Genomic DNA, 14,355 nt, shown 5'->3' with positions numbered 1-14,355 from the left:
ATGGAGCATTTAGGTGGTCCCTTTACTAGATTTCATTGATCTGGGGGACATACCAGGTGTCATAGGGATCAAAGGTGTCAGGACTCTTTTCCGCCAGGGAGAAGGCTTCGCCTGGGCCAAATCTTGTATTCGGTGTTCAGTGAGCCAAGTCGATCGAAGCGGTCATGGAAGGTCCGCTTCACTGCACCGGTGCCGACGCTGGTGCTGGCAAAAACTACGCATTGGCGGAAACTTCTCTGGCCGAGTCAACTCTGAGAAATGTCAGCGGAGATCAGGGCGAGTCAGGGAAATGAATTCAAACGGCTCGATTCTGCACCGCTTTAAACAACCAATCGTCTGCATCGAAGTAGCCGTCGATTTTGGGCGCTAATCTTTTTCCTCCGGCAACTTCCTTAGCTACCTTGCCCCCGACGAAGTCGACTGCTGATTTAGTCGCATTGATCACAGGCCGGAGGCCGACACACCCTCTGCCGGTGGCGTGAGCCACCGGCGAGCGGTGGTAGGAAAATATAGCCCAGCGGGCGACACACTCTGCCGTCAGTGTATCGGCCTCCGGCCTTACGGTGACAGGTCGCCCCTAAACCGTTGGCTCACGCCAACGGCAAGTCATGTTTCGGCCTCCGGCCTCCGGCCTCCGGCCTCCGGCCTCCGGCCTCCGGCCTACGCGCTTGCTACTAAATAAGCAGTCTTCGAAGTTGGTGGAGAGGTCGAGCACGCCCTAAAGGCGTTGCTCGGGTGAGGGGGGGACCGCGCAACTGGCGAGCAATTTAGATGGACGTGACAATGCCGCCGCCGGCAACTTGCTCGGTCAGCCCCCTCACCCGAACGTCGCTGAAGGCTCCGTTCGACCTCTCCCCCAATAGAAATTGGTGGAGAGGTGGCAAAAATGCCAACGCAACGACAAGACCGCTGCAACCCCATAACTTGGTTGGTGCCACCCACCAAAGTTCGCACTTGGAAAATGACTTTGCCGACATCGAAGTGGAACGCTTTCCTGAGATGCTCAAGCGGCACGGACGCAAAGATGAAATCACGTCCTATCAAATGCCCGTTCCCAAGGATTTGACAAACCGATAGAAGTGGCCGGTTCTCATTTCAGCAATGGTGGTTTATCCCATAACGATCGTCACGGCGAGAGAGACCACGATCCCGATGACGATGATCATCACTGCAACAATCAGCCAACTAGGATTCCGGCTGATAGTGATGGGTTCGGTAATTACAACCGCGTTCGGGTGATCGATCGGAAGCGAGTCTTTATGATCTAGATTGAACCAGGCCCAATCAGGTGGCCCGTCGTCGTTTGACGTGCGGACGTACCATATGCCCTTGCGACCTTCGTGATCCACGCGAAACTCGTAAAGAATTGGAAACACTCTTGTGTTTGGAAACGGTGCCTCCGTCGGCCGGCCGATCGCACGCTGCTGAATCACCTTGCCGCCCCAAGATTCAATTTCCTTGCGAAGGTGTGATGGCTCGGACAACGCACGCTTGTTCCGATTGTAAATGTCGAAAAATCTAAACACCGCTATCACTTTAATCTAAGGTACCGCAGGGAGCACGCGACGCATATCGCTCTAGGACTTCCTCAGGCCGTACCGACGGGTTCAGCTTAGTGGAGGCCATCAACGGTTTGTCAATTCTCGTAAGCAGCGACGCGTTAGCGAAGTCTGAGCAAACTGCATACCGTTAAAGAAGCGGACGAGAACTGATGGCGAGCTGGGTGGACTTGGATATTCCGCGTTCGCTACCCAGGACGAACTGCCCTCTTCAACCAACGTCGATCTTGTTCTGGTTTGATCGAACGGTGACTCCACCGGGTCGGCCACTAGGGCATCGAAAAGATCGGTCAAATCTGGTGAATCAGTCTGATTTGAAAAATCGACGGATCGGGCGTGCATCGGAGGCTGACACCGGAACAGGACTGGGCTTTTGCGGACACCGACGCGTGTTCGCGAGGTTTTAATCCTGCAGAGGTAGCATCGACCGAAGCGTTGCAGTTCACCGCCCGAGTCGCATCGGTGCCTGCAGCATGGCGAGTGCACTCGCAAGATTGATCCGCTGCGAAGGCGAACTTAGCAACGTTGAATTCAATATCGTTCGGAACGGCAGCGGAGCGTGTGCGAAACGCGAAGTGTCGCGCTTTTGATCTGCCATCGTTTCCGCAATGATTTCGCCCAGTTGACTTCCATGATTCGGCGGTTGTTTAAATAGAAACCAGTGAACCAATCCGCCGATTGCATAGATGTCCGTTTTGGGACTGACACGACCAAAGGATGGATCGATTTGTTCGGGCGCGGCGAAGCCGAGAGTACCGCCCAGGATTGGAGGCGTGTCCGCTGCAAAGACTTGTGAGAATCCGAAGTCGGTAATTGTGATTCGATCGTGCGTGTCAACCAAGATATTGCTTGGCGAAAGATCGCCGTGCACGAGACCGGCGGCGTGGACGGCATCAAGAGCAAGGCAGACTTGAATCAACCAACCCGTAAATTGTTCGATCGTCGCAGTGGCGATGTCATGAAGCGATTGGCCGTCGACCCACTCGCTCAAAACGTAGGGGCCGCCATGCGGTGATACGCCGTAGCCAAGGTAACGAATCACGCCGGGGTGGTTGATTTGAGACGCTGCATCAATTTCACGAAGGAAGGTTTGCCGCGCTGGCTCGTTTTGCCAGAATGCCTTACGCATAAACTTGACCGCGACGATGCTGCCGTCGACCTGCATCGAAGCTCTATAAACCTTCCCAAAACCGCCCGCTCCGATCAATCTGCCAAGAACGAATTCGTGGTAGCTCACTCGCGGCAGCGTCGGTTGCGTGATTGTTGTTTCTTGTACGTTGGTAACGACGGCACGCTCTGGGGCGAGCATCGTGCGAACCCGCGAAAGCCGGCGCCGGACCGTTCGCTCATCGATTCCAAGTGAATCGGCGATCTCTCGCTGAGTTTGACCTATCAATAATCCCTCGACGATAACGCGAAGTGATTCGGGAAGTTCTGCTCGGAGCGTCTTCAGAAATTGGCCGGCTTCGTCATCATCGGACTCGTTTCGGTCGTCGATCGGGGCCGACAGGACATCGTCCAGCGAGATTCTATTCTGGTCTCCACCCCGTTTCGCGGCCGCTTGACGTTCGATCGATCGAGCCATCTTTCGCCGAGCAAAGGTCGCTAAAAGTCGCCATAGCGAAACATTACCGCTGGCGTGAATGCGGCTGTGTTTGACGGCATCAAAGAAACTGCCCAACGCAGACTGAACGACCTCTTCAGGAGCGATCGTGCTTCGGTATCGGCGATTCAGGCGGCTGGCGACCAGGGCGACTAGGCGGATGGCATAGCGGTCGAACAAAACCTCGGCGGCACGTTCATCCCCCAATTTCCACTGCCGCAGCAGCCATCCATCCGGCTGATCCGTTAGCACGAGGAGATTGTTTGTTTTTTTTACTTCGCCCATGTCCGGTTTCCATATTCCTTTCTCACTCCCGTATTGGACGAGAAACCAACTTAAAATGAAAGGCGATTGAATGACAATGGTGGTTACCCAGCCCTGCATCGGCTGCAAAGACAAAGCTTGCTTGCCCGTTTGCCCAGTTGAATGTTTTCATGAAGACGAGGCGATGGTTTACATCGACCCGGACGAGTGCATCGACTGCGGAGCCTGTGTTCCGGAATGCCCTGCCGAAGCGATCTTCTACAAAGACGACGTGCCGGAGGCGTGGAAAGGATTCATCGCACTCGGTGCGACAAAATCGAAAGAATGCCCCTCGGCCCACGACTAAGGCTAACCCAGTAGCTTACGCATCGCCGCAGCCACGCCGAGCGTGACTTCGGTCATGCGTGGATAGTCGAGTGTCTCGGGGGTGTCGGTGGCTTGATGATAGTTTGGATTGCGAAGAAAGCTGGTGTCGGTCAGCATCAGTGCCGGATAGTCTTTGTCCCAAAACGAACTGTTGTCGCTGAGCCGAATCTCTTGAATCTTCTCGGGCAAACAGATCGAAAACAAGGGCATTCGCCGTGTTCCGCGTTTAAAGCCACGGCGGAACTGCCAGCACAATTTCCACGATGGCATATTGCCGACGGCGGCTAGAAAGTTTCCTCGTTTAGGAAAGAACCGGTGCATCCACTTGGGAATCCCCGGAGGAATCGATTGTGAGCCAGGCGTTAGGCTGTAGTAGCCCACCATTTCCAAGCAGAGCATGCCGACGATCTTGTCGCCGCGATTTCGCGATTGACGAGCATGATGTTGGCTGCCCATGGCGATCATGAAGTACGGTGGTTCTTCGCACGCGAACGCGACGTATCGAGCGGTTCGCCTGCCACGGTATTCTCGAAGCAGCCGACTGACTTCCAACATAACGGCGACGGCGGACGCATTGTCGTCAGCACCCGGGGTGCAGAACACGGTGTCGTAATGGGCACCGAGAAGCACGATCTCGTCGGCACGTTTGGTGCCAGGCTGCTCGACGATCAGGTTCGTTGCCTCGTCGCCCTCTGCGTCGTAGCTTTCACGATCAACCGTATAACCCATCTCCTGCCATTGCGTCTGGATGTAGCCAATGGTCGCCTGGATCGTTTTGGGCTTTTGTAGTGTGCGTGGACCGATCAGCCCCGCAAGTCGATCGACATGCAGACGTAGGTTCGCTTCGATGGGTTCACGGTCAATATTCATCAGTACGGCGGAGCAAGACGGCGGAAACCGTGGAAGAGGACAATCAATAAGAACAGCAAATTGCGAAGCAGGACAGCGATGGGGTTGATGGCCGGAACGGGCGCGGGTGGTTTGCGATCGACTGCATCAGCGAGCGATTCGCCAAGCTTCTGCATCCATGAAACGCTACGCGGATACTCCGCGATTCCTTTGATCCACGGCTGTGGGATTCCATCGCGTCCGACCGCAGCACCAACGATTCCGCCAACGATCGCGGCAGTCGTGTCAGCGTCGCCACCGCACTCGATAATCGTCGCCACCGCACGGGAAAAGTCTCGCGGGTGTGACAGCCAAACGTGAATGGCCACCGGAACGGTGTGATAGGTGTACCCCGTCACGCCATGGCCGAGTCCCAGTGACTGAGCAAACGTTTGCGTCGAATCGCCGGAATGGACGCTTTGGATCGCTTGCCGAAGCAGATCGACTAGTTCGGCAGCGTCCTCACCAAGCGTATCGACAACTTGCTCGAGCCAAAGGTTCGCATCGGGTGAGATGTGTTCGCGGGCATGCTTTGCGGCCAGCGCCACGGCGACCGCACCAAATTCGGCTTTGGGATCGGTATGGGTGAGCCGTGTCGATGCGCGAACCAGTTCCAGCATCAACGAAACGTCGTCGATCGCCGCACCGAAGATCGCAGCACGCATCGCGGGCCCGTTTCCTGCAGAAAAAACGCCGGCGTTTTGTGGCTTCGCCCCCAACCAAAGTTTGATTCCCGCCCGAGCGGTCGCTTTCCCGACCCCGGCGGGGAAAGCCAAAATCCACCATCGCAGCCTCCATGCAAATCGCTTCGTGAACCGATCAACGTCAACGCGTTCGCCAGAATTCGACAGGGCCTCGATCATCGACTGAGCCACCATGCAGGTGTGTTCGGTGTCATCTGAGATCATGCCTCGCCCAAAGAAAAACCGATAGCGATCCGGCGGGCCGAGTAATCGCGGTGCTCGATTGGGCGAAACACCTTCGTACGGCAAACCGAGTGCATCGGCCACGGCGGTTCCCAAAATGCATCCGATGATGGCGTCACGCTGCACTCGATTGGCTCCAAAATGAATCGTAGAAGGGGGAAACGCACAATTGCGAGTGGAAAACCGAACAGCATGCCGCGGGATCCACGTGTCATCGAAGATTTGGCTAAGGGAATTTTAGATACTCCACCGGCACAGCGTCGACCAGCCAAACGCCATTGGCCGAACGACAGAAGCGATGTCCATTGTGGTGCATCGCTGCGGCGTCGACGCGCAGGATGATGGGCTTGCCACGCCGCGCTCCGACCTTGGTTGCCGTTGACTCGTCTGCCGACAAATGCACGTGGTGACGAGACCGTTTTTGCAAGCCACTGGCTCGGATGCTTTCGATAAACGCAGCAACCGTGCCGTGGAATAGGGTTTCCGGAGGCGTCTGCGGCATGAGGTTCAAATCAACCCCCGATACCGAATGTCCTTGATTCGCCCGAATACGAAGACCATCGTCACTGAGCGCGAACCGTTTCTTGTCGTTCGTCGCAACGACTTTGTGAAGAAGTTCCAGCGACAATGGTGTTCCGTGTGCATTTGCTGCCGCAATCAGTTCATTGATGTCCAGCCATCCCTCATCGTCGAGCGTCATGCCTACGACTTCGGGTTGATGCCGAAGCACCAAACTCAAAAATTTGCTGATCGTGACGAGTGACTTGTCTGTTTTCATGGCTGCGATTCTAACCGAAAATAGTTGTCGTCTGGGATGGCAGGTGGGATGGCAAGGTTCGCTAAGGTCGGTTTCACCGCGACAACAAGCCCAAAGTTCGCGGCGCCGACGCAAATGATCTACGAAACTCCATTCGCAGCTGCCAATTGCAAACATCGTAGGTCGCGATCGAGGTGGCGGGCCCCAGCGATTTTCGAGAACGACAAGACCTGGTGGTGTCGATCACGACAATGCAAAACGTCCTGCGGCATCCTTCTCTAGCAAATGCTAACCACAAATATTCAGCTGAACCAACCGCTCGGTAATGGTACGATGAAGACTTTCAATCACAGAAAGCTTCGATACTCGTATGTGAAGTGACTGAAATGGCATGGCGACCGACGCACCTTGTACAAGCAGGAGAGCTTGATAACACACAACTCGGCTGGACCGTCGGTTGGTTACAACTCGAAGGCTTTGCCGAGCGAATGCAATTGAAACTGTCGGGAAATTGCCATCCTGATTTAGCTGGATGGAAGTTTCGTATCAATCGGGAATCGCCGGAGCTCGATAGAGGATTCGGTGGCGACGAACCGCCCGATTACAGCGGCATCAGTCTTGATCAATCGGGAGTCGTCGGCGATATCACGGCCGACCAAGTCATCAAGCACCACGAGATTCCGACCGAAGAATTGCTTCGGCGACTGAGGGCGGGCGAGAAGCCGCCGTTCACTTTGCGTAAATGTTTGTATTTGGAATGGTTCAGCAACCATAACGGCCGCGTCGTCGTCCAGAGCACGCGTCTGGCGGTCGAACGATTGGGCGAGCAAGCGTTCGAGCTCACGGAAGCTCAGTGGCACGAACAGTCTCGCCAGAACCAAGAAGAAATGAACTTCTTCATGACCCAACTTGGTGATGCACTGGGCAACGCTGCATCGGACGATGCTCCACCGGACGATTCTCCATCGGAATCGTGAGACGTGGCAGGGAAGGAAAACGCTGTAAAGCATTTCGTTGCGAAACAAGCGACGCGTTGCGGGGATGCACGCGATTGATCGCACGGATCGACGGCTCGTTGATTTAATCTAGATGTGAATCAGGCCAGTGAGCCGTGGGCCGTCAGGCACCGGGTAGCGCGTGGGACCCGGCCGCTGACGCGTCACGGCTCAGTAAATCAACAAGCCATCAAGAGTTTCGGGATGCACGCCATCGAACGAAATTCTTGACGAATTCCGCCACGCCACTTGCGTTTCTAAACGACGCCTAGCTGCGACAGCGAGAGCACATCACGAGAATTATTCTTTGACGGGGAAACGGAACTCGCTTACTTGCTTGCCATTGACCTCGTGATGACGCAGCGTCAGTTCCGGCTTGCCATCCGTTCCCTTGGCTTTGACTTGCCCTGACAAAAAGCCACCCGCGACACGCAAAAATTGGTGCGTTGGCCGTTTGTCGCCTGGCTTCCATCCCAGTTCATGATCGGCGCTGCCGGGGCCGCAGCCGAATTCCCAAAGTCCTGATTCTTTATCGAGCGACGCGTATTGCCAATGTCGATCGCCGCAAAAGATGATCAAACCGTCGATCTCTGCAAACGCCCGCCGCAGCTCGTCTCCCTCGTGAACGAAGTTGTCATTGGCGTGGTTGTCACTCTTGTTATCACGGTCCGGACCTACAATCGGCGTCGGGCTGAATAGCAATTTGAAGGTCGCATCGGATTCCTTCAGCGTTTGCAACAACCAATCTTTTTGTTCCTTGCCCAAGATGGTCTTTTCAGGTCCGTCCGGCATCGTATTGGGGCTGCGGAAATCGCGGCCTTCCAAAACCCAGATATGTGCATGCTTGCCCCACGAAACCGTTTGGTAACGCGGTTGATGCGAGGGGAAATGTTCTTCGTTAAACAGCTTGACGCCTTCTTCGAAAGAGACCGAGCCGTAGCGCTGGCCTGGCCAACAATCGTTCTTGAGTGTGTCGTGGTCGTCTTTGATGAAGTAAGTTGTGTGGTTTGCATAGAAACGGCGATTGTTGGGCAAGGCAAAAAGACGCTGCCACTTGAACCGCATCAATTCCTTGGTCATCGCCCATGGATCGGGTTTGTCGTAGTATTCGATATCGCCGGCATGCACGACGAAATCAGGGCTGATCTTTTCAAAGGCAGGATAGATTTTGTGTCCTAAATCGCCATCATCACGGCGAATGAAATCGTGACAGGTGGTCATGCAAAACAGCAGGTCTTTCTTGCTGCTCGTTTCGGGTGCCGTTTCGAAGCTGCCTCGCAAAACCGCCGACAGCGGTGCTTGCAAAGCCTCGTCGTTGCCCACCGGTCGCGTTTCCACGATTGCTGCGTACTCGGTCCCCGGCCTTAGATCTTTCAAATGCCACTGAGCCGTAAAATCCTGTGCCGCGTTCGTACTCGTCCAAGCTGTCGTCTTCGAATCGTAGCGTTTTAATTTTGGGAAGTAAGTCAGCCGCACTTCGCCGGCGGCGCCGGGGCATGCACCGAGCATCTGATCGAGTTCCGCTCCGGCAGGTAATTGTGCGGCAAGAAGTTCGTTCGCGTCGGTCCCCAATGCAAGTTCTCTTGCCTGGCGATTAGACAATTTCACAAACGGCAGCCCATCCATCTTCGCTTCCCGGTTTTGGGTTGTCCGAGTCCACAACACGATTGAGTTTTGGTCGGCCCAGCCATTCCGCATCCCGTTCGCGAGAAACGGCCCCTCGGTGGACGATGCCGCGGGAGCCTCCGAGGGGGCCGGCAAGGTGGTCAATTGAAAGTTCTTGTATGCCGCTTTCCCGCCGTGATCGGTCAACATCACGCGGTCGCCCTCTCGGGGTTGGGCGAAACCGGACTCTACGTAAAACTTGCTGCGAGCGTAGATCGCGTCCCAGGCCGTTCCCACGGTGGACGTTTCCGCGACCAGTTTTCCATTGAGGAAATGTTGCAAGTGAGTGCCCTGGACGACCACTTTCGCATGATTCCACTGGCCGGCTGGTTTCAACGGCTTGTCGAGTGCGGGAGCCTGCAGGTCGTAGATCGCGGCGGTCGAGCCATTACTCGGATTTTTCAGCGGGATCGCCTCGTCGATAATCTGGTATTCCACTCCCAAGTAGCGGTTGCCAAATTTGCGGACTCGGTACTTGAGTCCCGAATTGGTTTTTGGCGAGATCTTCCAGTCCCAAGCGAGTTCAAAGTTTGGCGGCAGGGGAGGGCTTAGCAGATTGCCGTCGCCGGTGCGAGGTTTTACTAAACGAACCTCACCCTCGGCAAACTCCCAGCCCTCGCCCACAGGTTTCCCTTTCCCGGTCCGCCAAAACGAAGGCTGGCTCCAATCATCCTCGGGTGACACCAGCGAAATCTGTTCGGCAGCGGTATCGTCCGAATCATTTGCTTCATCGGCAAGGCAGACGCTCGACCAAACTCCTGCGACGGTAAACAACGACAGCCATAAACAGTGGACCAAGCCAAACAATCGCATCGAAGCAGACCTATCAATGAGGGGGAACGAACAATACGCGGCCCATGATACTCGAATTTCCTGGGGTCAAGCAAAGGAGCGATAAAAGAACGACGGAAGACTGAAAGCTTAATCGATCGTTCAACCTGACCGATGAACGATGTGATGCATCTTTTTGCGTAGCGGAAGTCGTCAAGACTTTCGTTCCACCGCCAATACGAATCACCTGATTCTGACGAACCTATCTAACAGAGAATACTGTTACGACCATTGGTGTTCATGCAATACTTTGCCGTCGAGGTCCACGATACGAATCGTTAACGATTTCTGGTTGCCGTCGTCACTCGCATCAATGATCGTCAGTGTGGCTTGATCCGGTTTTGGACCACCGCCGACAAACTGAAGGACCGGCATGTCCTTGCTTGCCGCATCAAGTCGGTCGCGATGCATGTGCCCTGATACAATTGCTTGACAATTTGCTTGTTTCAGCATCGGCAGCCATAGCTTGGCCCCAAAACCGCTGTAGCTTGCGTACCCATCGAGCGTTGTGCCATCATTTTGCCCATCGGTTCCACGCAGCGGAATATGACATGCGACGACCTTGTAGGGTGCATCGGCGATTTCAGATCGTTCGAGCGTTTGAGACAACCATGTAGCTTGTTTTTCTCGGTAGGGTTCGTAGGCTGCGGTGCCTGCGAATACGGGATGGTGATCCGGTTTGTCTTCTCCGGTGTCAAGCGTGATCAACGCAAGAGGCCCGAACCGTAGAGCTTGGTTGTAAGGGAGTTCCGATGACTCGGGAGCCGCGGCAAAACTGTCGATGACTTCACGAGCTCGTTGACCTCGCACGTCATGGTTTCCATTGCTAAACAGTATCGGACGAGTGCTCGCCCAAGATCGCTGTGGATTTTGGGCGGGATTCAGCAGGATCTGTTCAGGAGAATCGCTAGCGTCGAAATCGTTGCAGCTGTCGCCATTCCAAATCAGCAAATCGGGATCGAGTTTTTCAATCTCGCGGTGAAGCGAATGGATCGTTTCCAAGTTTTCGTGCGTGTCATTGATACTGACGATGCGAATCCGCGGAGCCGCTGTGCTCGTCAATCGCAATGGATAGGTCGCGGTGGATTGAGGTTCACCACGCTCGAGCACGTATGCGTTTGCGTAGCGAAGTGGTTGTACCTTCACGCGGTAAAAGATTGGCCGATCGATTGGCAGGGCTTCGGGGTGATGGACGCGTACATGCAGGACACGATCGTCGGCGCGGATCAATCCATGCTGGCTCGCCACCGCAGTGAACGGCAAGTCGTCTTTGCGGAAGCCATACTCAACCCACGCAGTCGCCAACTGATTCACGGCGACACTGACGCCAAACCCGTTGCTGCGAGGATTTTGTACGACCGGAGGGCTGGCGATTAGTTCGCCGGCGTTGGTGCTATCCGTTTGCACTTCGTTGCCATGGGCTTGAGCATTTAAATGGACCGTTGAAATGGCGACCGCAGAAACAGGCACGCTGCCGAGAAATTGACGACGATTGAACATGGTGGGTCTCGATAGGTTGTGAACGGTGGTCGTTCCAGTTTACGCAAATCTGTTTACTTGAGCGATAACAGTGAAATACTTCTTAGGTACACGTCTCGATAGGCACACGTCTCGATCTTTTGTGGAACGAAGATCGCAGCAATGGTCATAGCGAAGTGGTGGTGGATAATTTCACGCCGGTCCTACAAGCCACCGCAGCCCAAGGGGTTGGTCCAGCAAGGATTGATCAATGGGGATCACAGCGGAGGAGAGGGGTCTTCAAGTCCGCGTTGAGAGTCGAAGCGTGCTGGACATTGCATTGAATCGGCTACAAGCAAAGTCGACTTGGCTTGGGGCGACATCGCAAGCTCCATTTGACGACCTTCTTCAAGAACACGTCGCCCGCGGAGAATTGGTGTTTTGCCGTGCGCTGCGTCCTACCAGCGGTACTGAGGTTCGGCGTCGTGTCATCCGTCAAGTGCTTCTGCATCTGAAAACGTATTCACCAACCTAAAGCCAAGGAATTTCGTATCCATGATTTTCCATGGCCTCGCCGCAGATTGTCGCAAACGTTTCCCGCTGGTCATCGCTCCAGAGTTTCCAACGCCGCGTCCGCTGGGCTGGATCTTTCGCGGCTTGGCGGTCTTCGCCTATGAATCGAGTCGGGTGAAATCGCGTGGAAAGCGGTGCAAGACAAGCTTCATCAAAATTGAGACCGATCGATTGAAAAGCGTCCGCCATCTGTCGCTTAAACGCCTCCAATTCGTCGATCAACCATTCGTGTCGAAATAGAAAAATATGCGATTGTGAGGACTGGTACTGCAACATATCCTGACGAAGCGACCAAAGTTTGCACACGTCTTCAAAGGTCATGTCCTTGAATCCGCGAAACGAGTTGTAGGACGAAACAACTTCGATTCCGTTTCGGACGATGTAGCAAATCGCCAGTCGAGGAAACGCATCCTTCAGCCCGATTGCGGCTCGCGGGTCGAGCATCGAGTAAGTCGAAATGGCCGAGTACTCGTCGGGGGCCCGCCAATTCGCCTGCGGCCAATAGATATCCAGTAACGCGCGGCGATGCACCTTCCAGAATTCACGGCGTCCGACAGGCGGAGATTCGGGAAAGGTCTCGACATGCAAGTTCGCTGCACGCATCAGATTGTGAATGTAGTTGCACTCTTTGTTGTAGCTGGCGACTCTTGGATGGGCAGCAAGACATTGCCGCAAAACCGTTGTCCCCGAGCGGCCGAGACCACTGGCAATGATCAGCGGGAGTTCAAAAAAAGGATGCTCGCCAGTGGACGGTGCGTTTCTGTTGAATTTAAAAAGTGCCATGATACTATCTCAAACGCACTGTCGAAGAGCTGAACGGCTTTCGCAGCCTTGCGGACGGAGGTTCGCTGTGAAGTGGGCTTGCGTTTGCCATTTGTTCCTAGAGTGTCTTGTCAACAGTTAACGTGATGGGGCGGTAAGCTATGATTTCAAGGCCAGCGTGATCACCCACTTGTCATTGCCTTGTGTCATTGTCGTCGTACCACGCATCGCGGTTCGCGCGCTTGTACTGGACGTTCAGAAATATACTGGGTTATGGGTTCAGCGACGACCTGTGAGGATAAGTGGTGGACACGATTTGGCGGAGCTCACCCCGGCAGCGGGTGTTCGCATGCGTCACGCCTTCGTCATTCAGTTACGTCACGTTGCTCGCCAATCATTCCCCCACAAATTTGACATAAACATCAAGGCAAAATAATGAATCCATTCAACACTCTGTCTTTGCAATCTTTCTGTCTGTTTCTAGCCAAGCACACATGAACGACAAGAGTCGCCGGTATTGACATCAGCGGATGAAATCTCTGTATCGCACGATCGATACCTCTCAGCCGCAGCGGCGTTGACCGCAACCTGTCTGCCCACGCCAGCTGGGTTGTTCTCTCATTCGGATCGCAGACGCTTCTGAGTTAGCTCCGATCGCCACGCACTGCGTTCGCAAAGGCGGCTGGACCGAATAAACATCAACGCGACCGAAAAAGTGTAGAAGCTCCACAGCGAAGAGCCGATCATTTTTTGGCTGCAGAGGCTACGAGATATTGGCAACCTACTAGATCGTTTCAGTCGAGCTTGGTAGGACTGTATCTGACAAACCGGCGGCTTGGAATCGAATGCATCGCTGCGGCGCTGACGCGTACCAAGGATCGATGTAGGAAAAATAACTCTTGAGTATCACACGAATGAACCTGCAACTTGATGGACATGGCGTTATCGTTTTTGGTGCCGCGCGAGGCATCGGACATGCGATCGCCAGTGCTTTCGCGGCGGAAGGCTGTCGCGTCTTCGGCTTTGATCGACAACAGCCTGCGTCTTCGAGTGAAATCAAGTTTGTCGAGTTCGTCTCGGGTGACGTGTCCGAGATCGGTGATGTCCGTCGTGTCGCCGATTTAGCGGTGGACATTCAACACGTTGTGTTTTCGGTCGGCGTCGGAAGCGGCGTTTCAGGTTTCCCATTTTGGAATCTGAATCCGTCCGATTGGACGCGGGTGATCGAGGTCAACCTGCTCGGGGCGGTGAATGTTGCTCATGTTTTCGCCCCCAAACTTGCCGACCGCAGACAGGGCACGTTCTTGTTTCTCGCCTCGGTCGCCGGTCAAACGGGATCGCAGACGGACCCACCCTACAGTGCAGCCAAGGCGGCGTTGATTAATTTCATGCAGTGTACTGCTCGCGACTTGGCTCCCTTTGGCGTTCGATCCAATGCGATCTCGCCCGGGATGGTGCAATCCGAACTGACTCATTCCATTTGGGAAGCAAGTCAAACGCGATTGCCCGAGTCCGAACGACGGTCCTTCGAGGCATGGTCCAAGGAAAAACTGCGCCGCGTCTCGCCACTTGGCCGCTGGCAATCGGCCGAGGAGTGCGCCGCGATGGCAATCTTCCTCGCATCGCAACATGCCAAGAATATCACCGGTCAGACGATCAACATCGACGGCGGCCAAGTGATGCACTGTTGATCTTACCTTACAATAGC

At 54.7% G+C, this 14,355-nt stretch carries 12 protein-coding genes; 4 read left to right on the top strand and 8 right to left on the bottom strand.

From position 1 onward, the window contains the following. Window positions 1–771: 771 nt before the first annotated feature. Complete coding sequence (locus tag ABD971_RS28500; protein WP_345327137.1) at window positions 772–1,077, top strand: hypothetical protein; 306 nt, start codon at window positions 772–774, stop codon at window positions 1,075–1,077. 32 nt (window positions 1,078–1,109) lie between these two features. Here ABD971_RS28500 and ABD971_RS28495 read toward each other — a convergent pair whose 3' ends face one another. Both ABD971_RS28495 and ABD971_RS28490 read right to left on the bottom strand, forming a co-directional pair. Next, a complete protein-coding gene (locus tag ABD971_RS28495; protein ID WP_345327136.1) occupies window positions 1,110–1,526 on the bottom strand; it encodes a hypothetical protein in 417 nt (138 codons plus the stop codon). A 475-nt stretch (window positions 1,527–2,001) separates the two neighbouring features. Beyond that, entirely contained in the window at window positions 2,002–3,447 is a 1,446-nt protein-coding gene (locus tag ABD971_RS28490; protein WP_345327135.1) for a protein kinase domain-containing protein, read from the bottom strand. Between the two features lie 70 nt (window positions 3,448–3,517). Here ABD971_RS28490 and ABD971_RS28485 point away from each other — a divergent pair, with 70 nt between their 5' ends. Further along, a complete protein-coding gene (locus tag ABD971_RS28485) occupies window positions 3,518–3,772 on the top strand; it encodes a ferredoxin family protein (RefSeq protein WP_345327134.1) in 255 nt (84 codons plus the stop codon). Between the two features lie 2 nt (window positions 3,773–3,774). Here ABD971_RS28485 and ABD971_RS28480 read toward each other — a convergent pair whose 3' ends face one another. The 3 genes from ABD971_RS28480 to ABD971_RS28470 all read right to left on the bottom strand — a co-directional run bounded on the left by ABD971_RS28480 (window position 3,775) and on the right by ABD971_RS28470 (window position 6,384). After that, complete coding sequence (locus ABD971_RS28480; RefSeq protein ID WP_345327133.1) at window positions 3,775–4,662, bottom strand: M28 family metallopeptidase; 888 nt, start codon at window positions 4,660–4,662, stop codon at window positions 3,775–3,777. Further along, window positions 4,662–5,732, bottom strand: a complete 1,071-nt coding sequence (locus ABD971_RS28475; RefSeq protein ID WP_345327132.1) for an ADP-ribosylglycohydrolase family protein — start codon at window positions 5,730–5,732, stop codon at window positions 4,662–4,664. The genes ABD971_RS28480 and ABD971_RS28475 overlap by 1 nt, the downstream gene beginning before the upstream one ends. Before the next feature lie 100 nt (window positions 5,733–5,832). Beyond that, window positions 5,833–6,384 carry an RNA 2'-phosphotransferase gene (locus ABD971_RS28470; RefSeq protein ID WP_345327131.1) on the bottom strand — a complete coding sequence of 184 codons (552 nt, stop codon included), beginning with the start codon at window positions 6,382–6,384 and terminating at the stop codon, window positions 5,833–5,835. 365 nt (window positions 6,385–6,749) lie between these two features. Here ABD971_RS28470 and ABD971_RS28465 point away from each other — a divergent pair, with 365 nt between their 5' ends. Then, entirely contained in the window at window positions 6,750–7,340 is a 591-nt protein-coding gene (locus ABD971_RS28465) for a hypothetical protein (protein WP_345327130.1), read from the top strand. A 318-nt stretch (window positions 7,341–7,658) separates the two neighbouring features. Here the strand turns inward: ABD971_RS28465 and ABD971_RS28460 are convergent, their stop codons facing one another. The 3 genes from ABD971_RS28460 to ABD971_RS28450 form a co-directional block, all read right to left on the bottom strand. Then, the gene (locus tag ABD971_RS28460; RefSeq protein WP_345327129.1) at window positions 7,659–9,836 is read right to left on the bottom strand and encodes a 3-keto-alpha-glucoside-1,2-lyase-like domain-containing protein; all 2,178 of its coding nucleotides are present in this window, start codon (window positions 9,834–9,836) and stop codon (window positions 7,659–7,661) included. Between the two features lie 240 nt (window positions 9,837–10,076). Then, window positions 10,077–11,354, bottom strand: a complete 1,278-nt coding sequence (locus ABD971_RS28455) for a metallophosphoesterase family protein (RefSeq protein ID WP_345327128.1) — start codon at window positions 11,352–11,354, stop codon at window positions 10,077–10,079. 489 nt (window positions 11,355–11,843) lie between these two features. Then, window positions 11,844–12,668, bottom strand: a complete 825-nt coding sequence (locus ABD971_RS28450; protein ID WP_345327127.1) for a sulfotransferase — start codon at window positions 12,666–12,668, stop codon at window positions 11,844–11,846. Window positions 12,669–13,546: 878 nt separating this feature from the next. Here ABD971_RS28450 and ABD971_RS28445 point away from each other — a divergent pair. Further along, complete coding sequence (locus tag ABD971_RS28445; RefSeq protein WP_345327126.1) at window positions 13,547–14,338, top strand: SDR family NAD(P)-dependent oxidoreductase; 792 nt, start codon at window positions 13,547–13,549, stop codon at window positions 14,336–14,338. Window positions 14,339–14,355: the final 17 nt, after the last annotated feature.

The organism is Novipirellula rosea (genome assembly GCF_039541335.1).
In the GTDB taxonomy this organism is placed as follows: domain Bacteria; phylum Planctomycetota; class Planctomycetia; order Pirellulales; family Pirellulaceae; genus Novipirellula; species Novipirellula rosea.
This window is presented reverse-complemented; position numbering and strand designations above follow the sequence as displayed.

What these genes read in the sequence shown, in the direction of transcription:
- ABD971_RS28485 (WP_345327134.1), top strand. Translation starts at nt 3,518, where the DNA reads ATGACAATGGTGGTTACCCAGCCCTGCATCGGCTGCAAAGACAAAGCT.
- ABD971_RS28470 (WP_345327131.1), bottom strand. Translation starts at nt 6,384, where the DNA reads ATGAAAACAGACAAGTCACTCGTCACGATCAGCAAATTTTTGAGTTTG.
- ABD971_RS28500 (WP_345327137.1), top strand. Translation starts at nt 772, where the DNA reads ATGGACGTGACAATGCCGCCGCCGGCAACTTGCTCGGTCAGCCCCCTC.
- ABD971_RS28450 (WP_345327127.1), bottom strand. Translation starts at nt 12,668, where the DNA reads ATGGCACTTTTTAAATTCAACAGAAACGCACCGTCCACTGGCGAGCAT.
- ABD971_RS28490 (WP_345327135.1), bottom strand. Translation starts at nt 3,447, where the DNA reads ATGGGCGAAGTAAAAAAAACAAACAATCTCCTCGTGCTAACGGATCAG.
- ABD971_RS28455 (WP_345327128.1), bottom strand. Translation starts at nt 11,354, where the DNA reads ATGTTCAATCGTCGTCAATTTCTCGGCAGCGTGCCTGTTTCTGCGGTC.
- ABD971_RS28465 (WP_345327130.1), top strand. Translation starts at nt 6,750, where the DNA reads ATGGCATGGCGACCGACGCACCTTGTACAAGCAGGAGAGCTTGATAAC.
- ABD971_RS28460 (WP_345327129.1), bottom strand. Translation starts at nt 9,836, where the DNA reads ATGCGATTGTTTGGCTTGGTCCACTGTTTATGGCTGTCGTTGTTTACC.
- ABD971_RS28480 (WP_345327133.1), bottom strand. Translation starts at nt 4,662, where the DNA reads ATGAATATTGACCGTGAACCCATCGAAGCGAACCTACGTCTGCATGTC.